This is a genomic window from Beijerinckia sp. 28-YEA-48 (genome assembly GCF_900104955.1).
Classification (GTDB): domain Bacteria; phylum Pseudomonadota; class Alphaproteobacteria; order Rhizobiales; family Beijerinckiaceae; genus Terripilifer.
Genome location: NZ_FNSI01000002.1, coordinates 441,408 through 456,498, shown reverse-complemented (window position 1 = coordinate 456,498; position 15,091 = coordinate 441,408). Strand labels below are relative to the sequence as shown.

The following is a 15,091-nucleotide window of genomic DNA, read 5'->3' as shown; positions in this document are numbered from 1 at the left end:
AGGACGAGTCGATGTCCGCTATCCAGTCGGTGCAACCATTTGAAGTTGAAGATGCGGTCGAGACCGGTCGAATGACCGCGTTGCAATGGCGCGTCGTTGCGCTTTGTGGCTTAGTTGCTCTCTTCGACGGGTTCGATACGCAATCAATTGGGCCCTCGGCGTCCGCCATCGCGGCTGACCTTGGTATTCCAGTCAGTTCCTTCGGTACGATCTTCAGCATGTCGCAGGTGAGTTTTCTGATCGGTGCCCTGGCTTTTGGCCCGATAGGTGACCGCTATGGCCGCCGTCCGGTCCTGATCGCAATGACGCTGTTGTTCGGTGTCGCTTCGCTGCTGACAGCATTTTCCAACAGTTATTGGTTGTTGTTGGTCTCGCGTTTCCTTGGCGGGCTCGGGCTTGGTGGTGCTTCGCCGACTTTTGTCAGTCTCGCCGCTTCCTACGTGCCGAGGGCTCTGCGCGCTCGCGTCATCACCGGCATGTGGGCAGCGGTGCCATTCGGCGGCATGCTCGGATCTTTTGTCGCGGCCTTGCTCATTCCTGAAACCGGATGGCGGCCGGTCTTCCTAATCGGTGGCGTTCTGCCCTTGCTGGTCTGTGTCCTTCTAGTTGTGGCATTACCAGAGTCGCTGGATACCCTGGTCGCACGCGGCAGAGGGACGGCCGGGCAGGTCGCTGCGATCGTCGCGAAATTACGGCCAGACCTGGCGGATCTGGGCTCGCGTCAATTCGTGCGTTCTGGGCAATTGCCAGTTGGGGCGCCGATCCGCGATCTGTTCACTCAGGGGCGCGCGGCTTCAACCCTGGCGCTTTGGCTGGCATCGTTTCTCGGTTGGCTGATCATCGTCGTCGTTGCCTTCTGGACACCTCCATTGATGCAGAAAGCCGGGATGTCGACGGAGGCGGCTGCATCCATCCTGGGCATTGAAAATATAGGGGGCGTCATTGGCACGTGCTTCATCGGCTTTGCCATTGATCGGCTTGGTGCCTTTCGCGCGCTCTTTTGGTCATTCTGTTTCGCTGCCACGATGTTGTTGGGGCTTGGCATCTGTGCGCCGGCGTTTGGCGCGAGCGCAGTGTTCGCGGCCGTGCTTGGCTTCTTTGCTTCCGGGTCTGCTGCCGGGTTGATCGCACTCTCCGCGACGCTCTATCCGTCGCATATGCGGGGCACGGGCGTGGGGTGGGCGCTTGGGATCGGCCGAATTGGCTCGATCTTGGGGCCGCTGGCCGTCGGGCACTTCCTATTTCCTTATTGGTCGGTCGCAACGATCTATGCGGTGCTTTTTGTGCCGGCGCTCGCGGCGGCCTGTACGGTGATCTTTCTCGGCCTTCTTCATCGTAACTTAAATGCCGATATGAACCGCAAGGAAAATTCATGAACGAGACGGATCTGATGCCGCGTACGATCACCACACTATCGTATGGGCAGGCGGCGAAGGCGATTGAGGCCTCGGTTGCTTATGCGACCCAGCGCCAGCTGGCGTTGAGCTTCGTTGTTCTCGATCAAAGCGGACATTTGTTGGCTTCCGCACGCATGGACGGCGCGGCTTTCGTGACAATCGAAGTGGCGCGCGGCAAGGCCTTTGCAGTGGCTGCAACCGGCGGCATTCCCGGCGCCATCCTCGCCAAACGCTATGAGGAAAATCCGATGGTTTGGGGCAATGCGGCCAGCATTGGCCTTGGTGCGCCGATGCTTCCGGCAAAGGGGGCGCTCCCGTTGTTTCTCAAAGGTGCTTTCATCGGCGCAATGGGCGCCAGCGGCGCGCCGTCCGATGTTGATGAGGCGGCCGTAGCCGCTGGCATAGCGGCGATTGGTGCCAGTCCGACGCCCTGACAGTCTTATAATTCGAGAATCGCAGAAAAGTGGCTTCCTGCTGGGATTCGTTATGAGCCAATTTCAGCATGTTTCGTGGGCGTTGCAGGCAGTCGTCGCCCGAACCGCCCGATGAGAAAATCGATAAAGACGCGGATTTTGATTGGCAGATGTCGCGTAGGAGAATAGAGCGCGTAAAGCGCTATGTCAGGCGCCTTGTACCGCGACAGGATCGGGTGAAGAACTCCCGATCTTAAGTCGGCGCCGGTAACGAATGCCGGCAGCAACGCAATGCCTCGCTCCTTGACCGTGGCGTCGCGCAGAACCTCAGCATTGTCGGAGCAGAGCGTCCAGGGAACCTGGATCCAATGTTCGTCTCCTGTTGGGCCCGTCAATTTCCATTGGTTATTAGTTGCTGGATTGCCGTAGTTAAGACAATCGTGCTGGCGTAGATCTCCGGGATGATTGGGTATTCCGCGTCGTTGCAGATAGGTGGGGGCCGCGCAGAATATGCAAGGTGTATCGACGATTTTCCGGGCAATCAGGCTGGATGGCAACGGCTCAGTGATATGAAGCATCACATCGATCCCTTCCTGAACCGGGTCAATCAACCGATCATTTGTAATCAGTTCTATACGCAGGTCTGGATAGGCGGCCATAAAATCGGCCACGATCTCGCCCAGAGGCAATATGCTGAAAGATACAGGGGCGTTGACGCGAAGCGTCCCGCGAGGCGCTTTCTGAAGCTGACCCACAAGGTGGTCCGCATTTGCCAGATCGGTCAGTATGCTCTGGCAGCGCTCGTAATAGGCTTGACCACTTTCTGTCGGTCGCGCGCTACGCGTTGTTCGGCTCATGAGCTGAACGCCAAGATGCTGCTCCAGATCGATGACGTACTTGCTGATTGCTGAACGTGAGAGATGAAGCTCTTTGGCTGCTTTTGAGAAGTTTCCGTGTTGCACAACTTTGGTGAAGGCGCGAATGCTTGAAAACTTATCCATGTCATCAATCTTACAACAAGCCCAATTTCGTTTGTTCTTAAATCATGGACAGCATGGTGATGATTGACCGGATTGTCCGGAAAAGGCGCGCCTTCTAGGCTCTGCAAATAAAGCTCCGTTCGGGCTTTTGCATCGCAGGCAGATCAAACGTAGCCTGCGAAGTCGCGAGATGGGCGGTCAATTATGCCATTTGTCACTTCCAAAGATGGTATCGATATTTTCTTCAAGGATTGGGGCCCGAAAAGTGCGCAACCGATCTTCTTCCATCACGGATGGCCGCTGAGTTCGGACGACTGGGATGCCCAGATGCTGTTCTTCGCGGCCCAGGGCTATCGCGTGATCGCGCATGACCGACGCGGGCATGGCCGCTCAACCCAGGTCGGGGAAGGGCACGATATGGATCACTACGCCGCTGACGTCGCGTCCGTGGTTGATCATCTCAACCTCTCGAACACTGTCCACGTAGGCCATTCCACAGGTGGTGGTGAAGCGCTGCATTACGCGGTGCAATTTGGCAAAGGCCGCGTTGCCAAATTGGTGCTGATCGGGGCCGTCCCGCCGCTCATGTTGAAGACCGAGAGGAATCCTGGCGGCCTGCCGATCACAGTCTTCGACGATTTCCGGAAAGCGCTCGCGGAGAATAGAGCTCAGTTCTTTCTGGATGTCCCAAGCGGTCCATTCTACGGCTATAATCGACCAGGAGCCAAAATTGATCAGGGTGTGATCAGAAATTGGTGGCGTCAGGGTATGATGGGCGGTGCCAAGGCCCACTACGATGGGATCAAGGCGTTCTCCGAGACTGACTTCACCGAGGATCTCAAAACGGTCGATATTCCGACGCTTGTGATGCACGGCGATGACGATCAGATCGTGCCTCTTGCCGATTCCGCCCTCATATCAGCGAAGCTGCTTCGGCAGGGCTCGCTCAAAGTCTATGAGAAGCTGCCGCACGGCATGTGCACAACCCATCCCGATCTGATCAACGCTGATCTGATAGCTTTCATCAAAAATTGATTGGGTCAGCTGGGATCGCTTTCGGCCGTTAGCAAGGAGAAGTAATTATGAAATTCTCTGCACTCAGTCTCGCCATCACGGTTTCCGCGATTGTTGCGACGCATCCCGCATCGGCCCAATCGCAACGCCCTTCGCGAACCAAAGCTGTCGAGCAATGTATGATGCTTGCACATAACAATGCGCCGAAGCCAACTGATGCGGCCGATCCAGCGCAGAACGTTGCCGTTAATATGTATAGATCGTGCATGAAAAAGTATGGATATCGCCCGTAGGGCGACAAGCTTTGGGTAGGTGATCGAAGAATGATAGATAGAGTTTAACATTGTCGATTAGATCTCCTTCATATTAAGCCGCAGCACTTGATAATATTGAGGGAGTACATTTTTGTGCGGGCGCTATCCAATATACACGCCCATAGAATCTAAGCTTTGCATTGTAGCGAAAGTGACTTTCTGAACTTGCTATCGCTGATTTGCCGAATGCTGTGACGCAACATCGCGCTTTTGTTTGGACGGCTGAAGCGGCCCTGAGCTTTGTGCATTTGGTGATGCGCGGTCCAGCTTGTCGGCTTTCGCTGGATGGGCTGTCTGAGAGCGTGCAACGTTAAGCACTCTCGCATACAGTTCGCGTATGAGCGCCTTCATTCATACATCTTGCGATGCCGCCATGGCCGCGGCGATTCCTCCAAAATCCGCCGCATCGCATCCCAATTTAATTCTCGCGACGACTATTCTGGCATCGAGCCTCGCTTTTATCGATGGCTCTGTAGTGAATGTTGGCTTGCCTGCAATCCGCGCATCATTCGGCGTGGAGGGTGCGTTGCTGCAGTGGATTATAAATGGATATCTTCTGCCGCTCAGCGCGCTGTTGCTTCTCGGCGGTGCTGTTGGTGACCGCTTTGGCCGTGCTCGGCTTCTAGTCCTTGGGATATTGATATTCACCTTTGCGTCAATGCTCTGCGCAGCATCACAGAGCATTTCCTGGCTGATTTTCGGTCGGGTAGTGCAAGGCATCGGCGCGGCGATCCTGTTGCCAAATAGTTTGGCTATACTTGCTGATGCATTCGCCGGGGCGCAGCGTGGGCGTGCGATTGGAGTCTGGGCTGCAGCGGCCGCGATTGTGGGCGCGGTTGGACCGGTTCTTGGCGGATGGCTGATTGATACGGTTGGCTGGCGGGCGATCTTTCTGCTGAATATCCCTTTGGCAATCGCTGCGATTGTGCTGACCTTTCTTTTCATCAAGGACAGTCAAAGTGGCAGCATCGGTGTACGGCTCGACACGTTCGGCGGTGTTCTGGCGACTGTGGGGTTGGGTGCTTTGACTTGGGCGCTGACAATGGGCGCCGGGCGGGAGGGTTGGACATTTCCGGCCTTCATTGCTTTCGCAGTGGGCGGCCTTGCGATGTTCGCGTTTGTTTGGTTCGAGAGCAAGCAAGGTGAACGGGCCATGATGCCTCTGACGTTGTTTGGCTCAAAAATGTTCGTCGGCCTGACCTTACTAACCTTCTTTCTCTATGGTGCCCTTGGGGGCCTGATGGTCTTGTTGCCATATGTCTTGATCGAGTCAGAGTATCACTACTCAGGAACCGCTGCAGGTGCCGCGTTGCTGCCGTTTCCTCTGGTTATCGCTTTGGGGTCGCCTGCAATGGGTTGGCTGGCCGACCGCATCGGTCCGCGATGGCCGCTCACGGTTGGATCGGCTGTCGCTGCGGCTGGTTATTGTCTTATGTTGCGGATCGATGGCGCTGGCAGCTACTGGACTGCCGTTTTTCCCGCCGTACTCGTCGTTTCAATTGGGATGGCGATGGCCGTGGCGCCCTTAACGAATGCAGTGCTTGCTTCGGTTGATGCCGCGCATACGGGATCGGCATCGGGATTTAATAGCGCGGTGTCGCGCGTAGGCGGACTCATCGCTACGGCATTGCTGGGCGCGTCGCTCGGAACCAGCGGGCAGGAGCTCATTGTATCTAGCCATGCTGCCGCACTCATCGGGACCGGGATGGCTGCTGTCGCATCAGCGAGCGCATTTCTGCTCGTACGAGACCAATAAGTATAGAGCCATAGTTTAGCGCGATGTCGCTCGCGCGGGCGGTGCTCTTCCATTGCCGAGTCGGTCGATCGCAGGCAGCTTCAAGCCGACGGAGCGCTGCGCAGCATCGAATCCGGCAGCACCAGGAGCCCTGGACCTATAAGAGGTGACAATGTGCTGGCAGCGTTAGCATCTTAGCTGTCGCCTCTTCCAGTGAATCGGCTCTCGCCAATCGCGGGAATGGAGCAGGACGTTGTGTTACGATAGGCGTTCGGAGTGCCCACGCGATTTTTGTCTTGTCTGGGCGCGGATAGTGCGTCGTTGAAAACCCGCGAAAAGTTCATGAGCAAGGACGCAGCTCTCGGCCGCTCTGTGCAGTACGTCCCACGTCAGTGCTTCCGGTCCCATTTTTCGTGTCTCACGGCAAATTGCGGCTTCTTTAGATTTAAATCCAGGCATAGGCGAAGTAGTCTTTCTCGAGTACTCGATCACAAGCCAGGCGATCGACGTAGCTATGGAGAGATACTGTGCAGATGCGTTTTAAAGCTGCGATCGTCGGCGTTCTGTTTGCGATCTCTCTCGCTGGTTGCCAAACGACGCAGGAATCGGCCGTCAGCGCCCAGATGACCTGCGAGGCTCAGGGCTTACGGCCTGGAACCGAAGCTCATCGTCGTTGCGTCGCCGCAACCTTTCAGAACAACCGCGCGCAGTCACAGGATGCTGCGAACGCCGCCACGGCCGCTGTGGCTGCTGGTGTGATCGGTGGCGCCGTGATTGGCGCGGCCGCAAGCCGTCCTACTTATCATCGCCATTACATTCACAGGTCGCATTGGCAGCATCCAGGAATGGGATGGCATCGTCCCATGCATCGTCCGGGAATCGGGCCGCGGCCTCCTCGTCCCGGCTTTCATCCGCCCATGCACCGTCCTGGGATTGGCCGCCCAACGACTCGCCCCTTAGGTGTTCAGGGCTAGACGTGTGATCTAGCCCTGGAAGGCCTATTTGATGAGGTGGCAGGAGTGATGGGTGTACGCCCAAGTGCCGGGGTTTGGGAGATAGTTCGTTAAGGAACTTTCTTCGTCCAAGGAGGAGAGGCATGCGTAAACAATTTGCAGCGGCCGCAATTTTATTCGGACTTGTATCTAGCGCATCTGCGATGCCCGTTCCGGCACCGTTAGGGGATATCTCCCTCGTGCAAGATGTTGCGCGAGGATGTGGGCCGGGTTGGGTGCGAGACGCCCGGGGCCGTTGTGTTCGAAAGGCGCGGTTTCATACACTGCCTCCTCGTTCCCGTTTTCAAGCGCCGCCGTGGCAGCAACCGCGGTTTGGACCACGCCCGCCCCGGCCGGGATTGGCACCGCCGCTGCGACCGGGCGTAGGGCGCCCGACGACACACCCATTGGGTGCTCCCCAATAGCCTCTTAGTTGCGGGCCACCAGTGGAGCACACCTGTCACTGGCGCGGTGAAATTTAAGGGCCAAAAACCGCTCGAGTGAGGCGATCGTGACAGAGTCCCCACGTCGCCCACAGACAACAGCTTAAAGTGCAATATCTTAAATGATGGAGCTTGCGCTAAGGGTGCATGCCGCTTGCCCGCAGATCGAGGGCAGGAGAGGAGTGCCCGCGGCCTCGGCGACGGCACCACTCCGGACGAGGTGAATAGCATTTTGTATATGCGGGTATATATACTGGTCGTCGTCGATATACGGCACCTTCGAACGTACGCAATTGCGAACTGCCTGAAGCGGTATGCTCGACGCCAGTGGCTGATGGAAATCGCACCCCTGGGCGGCGGTAAGCAATTCGATGCCGATCACTGCAGCAGCGTTCTCGGCCATGCTAAGTAGGCGGCGTGATCCATGTGCCGCCATGGACACGTGGTCCTCTTGATTGGCGGAAGTGGGGATGGAGTCGACGCTGGCAGGGTAAGCTTTCTGCTTATTCTCCGAGACCAGCGCTGCTGCCGTTACTTGCGGGATCATGAACCCGGAGTTGAGGCCCGGCTTCGCCGTGAGAAAAGCGGGCAAACCTGAGAGAGCCGGATCCACCAGCATAGCAATGCGACGTTCGGCCAGAGAGCCGATTTCGCAGATCGCGATCGCGATGATGTCGGCCGCGAAGGCGACGGGTTCGGCATGGAAATTTCCGCCGGAAACGGCCTCTTCCTCGGCGGTGAAGATCAACGGATTGTCGGTGACGCTGTTCGCTTCGATCTCGAGAATATTCGCCGCGTTTTGCAGGGCATCGTAGCACGCGCCCATCACCTGTGGCTGGCAACGCAGGCAATAGGGATCCTGAACACGCTCATCATTGACACGGTGGGAGGCGCGAATGGCGCTGCCTTCCAGCAGGTGGCGGAGCGTTGCTGCGGTTTTCACCTGGCCCGGGTGCGGGCGTAGCGCATGGATGCGCGGATCGAACGGCGTATCGGAACCGCGCGCGGCATCGGTCGATAAAGCTCCTGTCACCAAGGCTGACTGCATAAGCAGTTCTGCTTCGAAAAGGCCGGCAAGGGCATAAGCGGTTGAGAACTGGGTACCGTTGAGCAGGGCAAGGCCTTCCTTCGGGCCAAGCACGATTGGCAGGAGGCCGGCTTCGGCCAGCGCTTCCGCTGCGGGCAGGCGGCCACGCGATGTCGTAATATGGCCGACGCCGAGCAGAGCCGCTGTCATATGCGACAACGGCGCGAGGTCGCCGGACGCACCCACAGATCCTTGTGCGGGGATATCGGGAATGAGATCTTTGTCGAGCAGCGTCTCAAGCATCTGGATCGTCTGCAGACGGGCTCCGGAGGCGCCTTGCGCAAGGCTGGTCAATTTGAGGGCAAGCATCAGACGGACGATTTCGCGTGGCATCGATGGGCCCGTTCCTGCCGCATGCGACAACACGATATTGCGTTGAAGCGCAGCAAGGTCCACCGTTTGAATGCGGACGTGCGCCAGCTTACCGAAGCCGGTATTGATTCCGTAGACGGGCTCATCGCGGGAGATAATCGTCTCCACGGCCTTCGCTCCGGCTTCGATCCTGGCAAAGCAATCGGGGTTGAGCCGTGCAGCGGCGCCACGATAGATCGCGCGCCAGTTGCTGAGCGGCACCTGTCCGGGGTTCAAAACGATTTCCGTCATCAAGGTTCTCCCGGATCGTGTAAGCGCATGGGCGTTGCCGTGTGGCGCTTACATAACCCGACTCGATTTCTTTTGTCTATACAAATAGTGCGCGTTGACGCCGGCGCTTTGACGGCGAGCGGAAACGTCACGGCGTTCATTTTGGTGTCGATGGTTGAGTTGATCGTGCCAAACGCGCTGGATAAAGCTTGTTGCTCATCGGTAAAGCGGTGCATATTCACCGGGAGAGCGACAAAAGATTGAAAAGGTTTTCATGCCGACGAAGATTCGCGCCAAGCGGCCCATAGCCACGACACTGAAGGACCGGATTCGTTCGGACATTGAAACCAAGATTTTCTCCGGCCGTTGGTCTCCCGGCCACCGCATCCCCAACGAGCATGAACTCGCTGAGAAATATGCTTGCTCGCGGATGACCGTGAACAAGGTTCTGTCCGACCTGGCGGCCAAAGGTATTATCGAACGGCGGCGCAAGGTCGGTACCTTTGTCGGGAAGCCCACGGTTCAATCGGCCGTTCTTCGCATCCCGGATATCAAAGCTGAGGTTGAGGCGCTTGGTTATCTTTATCGCTACGAACTCTTGACCTTACGGCGTCGACACGCGAGCAAGGCGGATCAGGAACTGATGCAACTGAGCCCGAAGCACGATATCGTTGAATGTCGCTGCCTTCATTGGGCCAACCAGCAACCGTTCGCCTATGAGCATCGGTTTTTGAACGCGGCCGCCGTGCCTCAAGCGCTAGAGCAGAGCTTCGAGATCGAGCCGCCCGGAACCTGGCTGCGCAACCACGTTCCCTGGACCGAGGCGGAACACAGCATTTTTGCCGAAGATGCGGATACAGAAGCGGCTCAGGCGCTACGCGTAACGAAGGGCGCGGCCTGTCTCGTGGTGCAGCGACGCACATGGCGCGGCGGCGAGATCATCACGCACGTCCGCACCATTTTCCAGGGCTCTAGCTACCGTCTGAAAGCCAATTTCACGCCGAACAACGACTGACGCGGCATGAAATTGGTTTCAGCTTATCTCATGTTTTCGAAGAGCAGCTTGTTGGTGTTGAGCACCGACATCTGCACGATATCGTCCTCCTTGATGCCGCGCTTCTGAAACTCGCTGAAGAATTCGCGCAGGGCATCTCCGACAGGTGGGGAAAAGATCTGGCCTACGTCCGAGGAGAGAATAACGCCCTCTGATCCCACAGCCTCGATGACCGCGATGTATTGTTCATAGGTGAGATGGTCCATGGCGAGATTCACGAAGGCGAGTTCGCTGTAGGCGCCATACTGCTCCCACATGCGCCGCATCGTTTCCGGATCGAGCTCGGTCGATTGAAACAGCGGGTGGGTCATGATGATCCGGCGAATGCCGGTCTCGTAGGCCAGCTTGACGACGGTAAGCGTCTCGTTCCGGTCGAGGTGGCCCGTGGCCAGGATGAGATCGTTGTCGCGGATCACTTCCAGGGCGCGGCGCATCGCCGCCAGTTTGTCGGTATTATCCGGATCAAAAGTATAGCCGGTCCCCTCGGCATAGAACCGGGTATACTTGCGCTTGATACCCCAGGCCTCCGAAAGATCGCGCCGGTCATAGCAACGCAGATGCGCCTCGCAGCACATGGTCGGCATCCAGACAACGAACCGCTCCGGGTTCGGGTCCGCGGCCGTGACGTCGGTCTTCCAGCCTGACAAAGCGGACCGCACGCCATGATCGTCAACGCCGCCACAGCCGAAGTTCAGCGCGACGGAGCCGACCAGCGGCACCTTGTCGTCAGCCCGGCGTACCTGGCTGACCTGCGCGGTCGTGGGAATGAAATGGTTCTTCATCACCACGCCAAACCCTTCGCGCCGAGCCTCGGCGGCGAGGGTCTCCGCCGTGTATTTACGGCGCAGCAGTTCCGGTCCGATATGCACGTGCATGTCGATCACGCGCTTATCACCAACGTGGGGTAATGCCTTCATTCTTGCGCTCCTGCCGAATTTCGGTCCATTTTGTATAGACAAAAGAAGTTGTCAAGATATAATCGTTGACGAGGGGCGGTATGGTATGGCGCGTGCCTTGCATGCACCGACCGCCATGTCTAGTAGAAACGGCTAATAATCGCGGAGGGCATATGTCGGTTCAAACATCCACGTCGCGGGACGGAACTGCGGGGGGCGAAGACGCCACAGTTGATCGCTATGCCCGCAAGGCCTTGATCGCATCTAATGTCGGCTATGCGATGGACGGCTTCGATCTGATGATTCTAAGTTTCATGCTACCTGCGGTTGTCGCCGGGCTGCATCTGACGGGATCGGAGGCTGGATCGCTCATCACCTGGACCTTGATCGGCGCTGTTGTCGGCGGCCTGGTAGTCGGCACGCTGAGCGACAAATTCGGGCGCATCCGTGTTCTGTCGTGGACCATTCTCCTCTTTGCGATATTCACCGGCCTCTGCGCGTTCGCGCAGGGATATTGGGATTTGCTGATCTACCGTACCATCGCCGGCATCGGCCTTGGCGGCGAGTTCGGGATCGGCATGGCACTGGTGGCGGAAGCCTGGCCCGCCCACAAGCGGGCGCGCGCGTCATCCTATGTCGCGCTCGGCTGGCAGGCCGGCGTGTTGAGTGCGGCGCTGCTCACGCCGCTCCTGCTACCGATCATCGGCTGGCGTGGCATGTTTCTGGTGGGGCTGATCCCGGCGATCATCGCCTTCGCACTCCGCCGCTATCTGCATGAGCCGGAATTGTTCGTGAAGGCCGCGAAGGCGGAAAAAGAGCGCTCCACCAATCCCTATAGTTACTTCTTCGCCAATCGGGAAGCGACGCGTTCGACCATCGGCATCGGCATCATGACGTCGGTCCAGAACTTCGGCTACTATGGAATGATGATCTGGCTGCCGTCCTATCTGTCGACGCAGCTTGGCTTTTCATTGACCCGTTCGGCGCTATGGACATCGGTGACGGTCATTGGCGGTGCGGTTGGCATGTGGGTGTTCGGCCAGCTTGCTGATCGCATCGGCCGCAAGCCGCTCTTCATCGCATTTCAGGTCGGCGCCATGGTGATGGCTTTCATCTATCCGCAGATCAAGGATCCGACGCTGCTGCTGATCGCCGGCGGTGTGACCGGCATCTTCCTGAGCGGCATGATCGGTGGCTATGGCGCGCTGATCTCCGAGAGCTATCCCACGCAGGCACGCGCCACGGCCCAAAATGTGCTGTTCAATATTGGACGTGGCATTGGTGGCTTCGGCCCCTTGGTGATTGGCGTGCTGGCGACACAATATTCGCTCTCGGTAGCGCTCTCGCTCCTGGTGTTCGTCTGGGCGCTGGACATCGTCGCGACCATATTCCTGATTAAGGAACGGAAGGGCGAAGAGCTCGTCTAGTCTCAGGTAGAGGTCTTTTTGCAGTGCAGGCATCCGCCGGATGCCTGCACTTTTTTGTGGCGGTGAAGATCAGTCAATCAGCACTTCCGCTTCGATTTCGACGGGGATATCGAAGGGCAGCTCGGCCACGCCCACCGCCGAGCGCGCATGTTGGCCCCGGCTCTGGCCGAACACTTCAAGAATGAGATCGGAAAATCCATTGATGACGCTGGGCATCTCGCGGAAACCCGGCGCGCAGTTCACCATGCCGAAAACTCGGCCCCAGGCGGTGATTCGATCGAGTGTACCGAGTTCTCGCTGCAAACTGCTGAGAATGGCCAGCCCCGTCAGGCGCGCGGCGAGATAGGCCTCATCCAAATTGACTTCATTGCCGACACGCCCGAGCGGTTGCGCAAAGCTGCCATCGGCTTCGGTCGGGCCGTGACCTGAGACCCAGGCGCGCTGGCCATGAACGCGGACCCAGCCAAATGGCAAGATTACGCCGGGAGGAATGCGAGGTGGTTGTGGAAGAATAATGCCGAGTTCTTCTAGGCGGTCGGAGATGAGCATCGCGATGAATCTCGTTGACAGATTGTGTGTGCTATTATGTATATACATAATAGCGAGCTTTTCAATGTCGTTTGCTCCAACCCTGTAACGATAGGACGACCAATGAGCCGGGCTGTACCGTGGAGTGAAAAATCAACCGTCATTCGTCCGGAAGTCGCGGCGGCGCCGCCCTATAATGCGGGAATGACAATCGACGAGGCGACGCGTCGCTACGGGCTGACGAAGATCGCGAAACTCGCGTCGGGCGAGAATCCGTTCGGAGCCAGTCCGCGGATCGCTGCGGCATTGGCGAAGCTCGATCTATCGATCTATCCTGATCCCGCCGGGCTGAAGCTTCGTCAGGCGATCGCCGATACGCTGGATGTGGCTGCTGGAAAAGTCATTCTGGGCAACGGCTCCGAAGATCTGATCGAGATCGTCTGCCGGGCGGTTCTGCGGTCAGGCGACGATATGGTGACGCTCTATCCGTCGTTTCCGCTCCATGAGATTTATGCCGGCATCTGTGGCGCGCGCACGGTCCGCGTTCCCATTCGCGATGACTTCTCTATCGATGAGCAGGCACTGCTGGACGCAGTGGCGCGCCGTCCACGCATGCTAATGTTTGCCAATCCGATGAACCCGGTTGGCAGTTTCCTCGACCGCGCCGGCTTCGATCGGCTGTGCCAGGCGCTGCATCCGTCGACAGTGCTGGTGATTGACGAAGCCTATATCGAGTACGCTGATCCTGATCGATTTCCTGATGCACTGGCGATGCTACGCGATCTCGATAATCCGTTCATCGTCCTGCGGACCTTCTCAAAAGCCTATGGCCTGGCGGGCCTGCGTTTGGGATATGGCATCACATCCGATTCCGAGTTCACCGAAGTGCTGGATCGGGTTCGTACGCCGTTCAATGTCAATTCCGTTGCGCAGACCTCCGGCCTCGTCGCTTTAGAGGATCGGGCCCATATGGAGCGCAGCATCCGCCACAATGCGGTGGAGCGGGAGCGTGTTGCTGCGGCGCTGCAGGCTGCCGGTGGGCGCGTTGCCCCCTCGCAGGGCAATTTCCTCTTCTTCAGCTTCGGATCGCCGAGTACCGATCTGGCTGAGGACCTGCTGGCACATGGCGTGATCGTCAAACCATGGCTGCAGCCGGGCTACACCGACTTCTGCCGCATGACCATCGGATCGCGCGAAGCGAACGACCAGTTTCTACAGGCCGTGCACGCGATCCTTGCCGCGTAGACAAGAGCGCCGCGGATGCAATATCCGCGGCGCTAGTATTCACCCGCGCCAGATGTCTCGCATCTGCGTTGCGACCAGTTGATCGTAAGGTACGGATGCGTCGATCAGCTTGCTGGCTAGAGCGAACGTGTTGAGCCCATCGATTGCTTCCTGGGAAATCATCGCGTCATAGAACGGCGCGTCACGCGCGATCAGCGGTACGATCAATTCAGCTTCGTCGGCGGGAAAAGACTTTTCTGCCACCCGCTTCGAGAGGGCCGGGTCGGCGCGAAGCGCCTGCTGCGCCTTGACGACCGCACGCACGGCGCCAGACGCGACATCGGGATGGTCGCGCAGAAGCGCTTCGCTCGCCGTCAGCGCTGCGAAGTTATAGAGGTGCGCGCCCACAGGGCCATCGCCCCGGCGCAGATCGAGATGCATCTTGGCAATGCCGAGGCTTTCGCCCAGGGCCACGCGCATGCCATTGCCCCAAAACGCATCGGCGGTGCCTTCTGTGATCGCGTCGATACCATTGCGCGCCATCCAACCCTTTGCGCCATAAGAGGGTGGGGGAGGGACGATCTTTACGTTGTCGCGCTCAAGATCGATGCCAGCTTCCGCCAGCATATGGCGTAGGCCCATCCCCGGCCATGATTGCGCCGACGAAATGCGCAGGCCCTTGATGGCATTCAGATCAGCTCGCTTGAGATCGAGGTCCGCGCGCACGGCCATGAACCAGTAGGAATATTGCGAGAGCGCACACAGCAAGCGGACGCCGTTCCAGTTAGGGAATGCGCGGAGCGTTGCATAGGCCGGGCCACCGATCAGGTCGACCTTGCCTTCGCGCATCAGCTCGGGCCCTTCGTTCGTGTTGTAGACGAATTCGATGTCGATGCCTTCCTGCTTGAAATAGCCAAGTTCAACCGCGGCCACTGCCACGAAGTAAGACGGAGAATCCAGGTCGGCGACCCAAATGTGAAACATGCGCACGCTCTTAAGTTCGTT

The 15,091-nt window shown here is 58.1% G+C and carries 13 protein-coding genes; 8 read left to right on the top strand and 5 right to left on the bottom strand.

All coding sequences use genetic code 11. The features are described 5' to 3' along the window. The first annotated feature begins 11 nt into the window (after positions 1–11). Positions 12–1,376, top strand: coding sequence for an MFS transporter (locus tag BLW50_RS29975; RefSeq protein WP_090710753.1), 1,365 nt, complete (start codon positions 12–14; stop codon positions 1,374–1,376). After that, positions 1,373–1,831, top strand: coding sequence for a GlcG/HbpS family heme-binding protein (locus BLW50_RS29970; protein WP_210186187.1), 459 nt, complete (start codon positions 1,373–1,375; stop codon positions 1,829–1,831). Before BLW50_RS29975 ends, BLW50_RS29970 begins: the two co-directional genes overlap by 4 nt. A gap of 50 nt (positions 1,832–1,881) precedes the next feature. Here the strand turns inward: BLW50_RS29970 and BLW50_RS29965 are convergent, their stop codons facing one another. Then, positions 1,882–2,811 carry a LysR family transcriptional regulator gene (locus tag BLW50_RS29965; RefSeq protein ID WP_090710750.1) on the bottom strand — a complete coding sequence of 310 codons (930 nt, stop codon included), beginning with the start codon at positions 2,809–2,811 and terminating at the stop codon, positions 1,882–1,884. Between the two features lie 183 nt (positions 2,812–2,994). Here BLW50_RS29965 and BLW50_RS29960 point away from each other — a divergent pair, with 183 nt between their 5' ends. The 3 genes from BLW50_RS29960 to BLW50_RS29955 all read left to right on the top strand — a co-directional run bounded on the left by BLW50_RS29960 (position 2,995) and on the right by BLW50_RS29955 (position 5,874). Continuing rightward, positions 2,995–3,825 (top strand): alpha/beta fold hydrolase, encoded by an 831-nt coding sequence (locus BLW50_RS29960; protein WP_090710747.1) that lies wholly within the window; start codon positions 2,995–2,997, stop codon positions 3,823–3,825. 47 nt (positions 3,826–3,872) lie between these two features. Then, the gene (locus tag BLW50_RS30550; protein ID WP_139267793.1) at positions 3,873–4,097 is read left to right on the top strand and encodes a hypothetical protein; all 225 of its coding nucleotides are present in this window, start codon (positions 3,873–3,875) and stop codon (positions 4,095–4,097) included. Between the two features lie 394 nt (positions 4,098–4,491). Further along, on the top strand, positions 4,492–5,874 hold the full coding sequence (locus BLW50_RS29955; protein ID WP_170850475.1) for a DHA2 family efflux MFS transporter permease subunit: 1,383 nt from the start codon (positions 4,492–4,494) through the stop codon (positions 5,872–5,874). 1,532 nt (positions 5,875–7,406) lie between these two features. Here the strand turns inward: BLW50_RS29955 and hutH are convergent. After that, positions 7,407–8,978, bottom strand: coding sequence for a histidine ammonia-lyase (gene hutH, locus BLW50_RS29945; protein WP_090710741.1), 1,572 nt, complete (start codon positions 8,976–8,978; stop codon positions 7,407–7,409). A 253-nt stretch (positions 8,979–9,231) separates the two neighbouring features. On the opposite strand from hutH, the gene hutC reads away from it, so the two are divergent. Next, entirely contained in the window at positions 9,232–9,972 is a 741-nt protein-coding gene (gene hutC, locus BLW50_RS29940) for a histidine utilization repressor (protein ID WP_090710738.1), read from the top strand. 23 nt (positions 9,973–9,995) lie between these two features. On the opposite strand, the gene BLW50_RS29935 is transcribed toward hutC, so the two are convergent. After that, positions 9,996–10,928 (bottom strand): DUF6282 family protein, encoded by a 933-nt coding sequence (locus BLW50_RS29935; protein ID WP_139267792.1) that lies wholly within the window; start codon positions 10,926–10,928, stop codon positions 9,996–9,998. A gap of 152 nt (positions 10,929–11,080) precedes the next feature. On the opposite strand from BLW50_RS29935, the gene BLW50_RS29930 reads away from it, so the two are divergent. Then, positions 11,081–12,334: an MFS transporter gene (locus tag BLW50_RS29930; protein WP_090710733.1), complete on the top strand. Its 1,254-nt coding sequence runs from the start codon at positions 11,081–11,083 to the stop codon at positions 12,332–12,334. 69 nt (positions 12,335–12,403) lie between these two features. On the opposite strand, the gene BLW50_RS29925 is transcribed toward BLW50_RS29930, so the two are convergent. Then, complete coding sequence (locus BLW50_RS29925; RefSeq protein WP_090710730.1) at positions 12,404–12,883, bottom strand: RidA family protein; 480 nt, start codon at positions 12,881–12,883, stop codon at positions 12,404–12,406. A 102-nt stretch (positions 12,884–12,985) separates the two neighbouring features. Here BLW50_RS29925 and hisC point away from each other — a divergent pair, with 102 nt between their 5' ends. After that, on the top strand, positions 12,986–14,107 hold the full coding sequence (gene hisC / locus BLW50_RS29920; protein WP_090710728.1) for a histidinol-phosphate transaminase: 1,122 nt from the start codon (positions 12,986–12,988) through the stop codon (positions 14,105–14,107). A 39-nt stretch (positions 14,108–14,146) separates the two neighbouring features. Here the strand turns inward: hisC and BLW50_RS29915 are convergent, their stop codons facing one another. After that, a complete protein-coding gene (locus BLW50_RS29915) occupies positions 14,147–15,070 on the bottom strand; it encodes an ABC transporter substrate-binding protein (protein WP_090710726.1) in 924 nt (307 codons plus the stop codon). Positions 15,071–15,091 lie beyond the last annotated feature (21 nt).

What these genes read in the sequence shown, in the direction of transcription:
- BLW50_RS29975 (WP_090710753.1), top strand. Translation starts at nt 12, where the DNA reads ATGTCCGCTATCCAGTCGGTGCAACCATTTGAAGTTGAAGATGCGGTC.
- BLW50_RS29970 (WP_210186187.1), top strand. Translation starts at nt 1,373, where the DNA reads ATGAACGAGACGGATCTGATGCCGCGTACGATCACCACACTATCGTAT.
- BLW50_RS29965 (WP_090710750.1), bottom strand. Translation starts at nt 2,811, where the DNA reads ATGGATAAGTTTTCAAGCATTCGCGCCTTCACCAAAGTTGTGCAACAC.
- BLW50_RS29960 (WP_090710747.1), top strand. Translation starts at nt 2,995, where the DNA reads ATGCCATTTGTCACTTCCAAAGATGGTATCGATATTTTCTTCAAGGAT.
- BLW50_RS30550 (WP_139267793.1), top strand. Translation starts at nt 3,873, where the DNA reads ATGAAATTCTCTGCACTCAGTCTCGCCATCACGGTTTCCGCGATTGTT.
- BLW50_RS29955 (WP_170850475.1), top strand. Translation starts at nt 4,492, where the DNA reads ATGGCCGCGGCGATTCCTCCAAAATCCGCCGCATCGCATCCCAATTTA.
- hutH (WP_090710741.1), bottom strand. Translation starts at nt 8,978, where the DNA reads ATGACGGAAATCGTTTTGAACCCCGGACAGGTGCCGCTCAGCAACTGG.
- hutC (WP_090710738.1), top strand. Translation starts at nt 9,232, where the DNA reads ATGCCGACGAAGATTCGCGCCAAGCGGCCCATAGCCACGACACTGAAG.
- BLW50_RS29935 (WP_139267792.1), bottom strand. Translation starts at nt 10,928, where the DNA reads ATGAAGGCATTACCCCACGTTGGTGATAAGCGCGTGATCGACATGCAC.
- BLW50_RS29930 (WP_090710733.1), top strand. Translation starts at nt 11,081, where the DNA reads ATGTCGGTTCAAACATCCACGTCGCGGGACGGAACTGCGGGGGGCGAA.
- BLW50_RS29925 (WP_090710730.1), bottom strand. Translation starts at nt 12,883, where the DNA reads ATGCTCATCTCCGACCGCCTAGAAGAACTCGGCATTATTCTTCCACAA.
- hisC (WP_090710728.1), top strand. Translation starts at nt 12,986, where the DNA reads ATGAGCCGGGCTGTACCGTGGAGTGAAAAATCAACCGTCATTCGTCCG.
- BLW50_RS29915 (WP_090710726.1), bottom strand. Translation starts at nt 15,070, where the DNA reads ATGTTTCACATTTGGGTCGCCGACCTGGATTCTCCGTCTTACTTCGTG.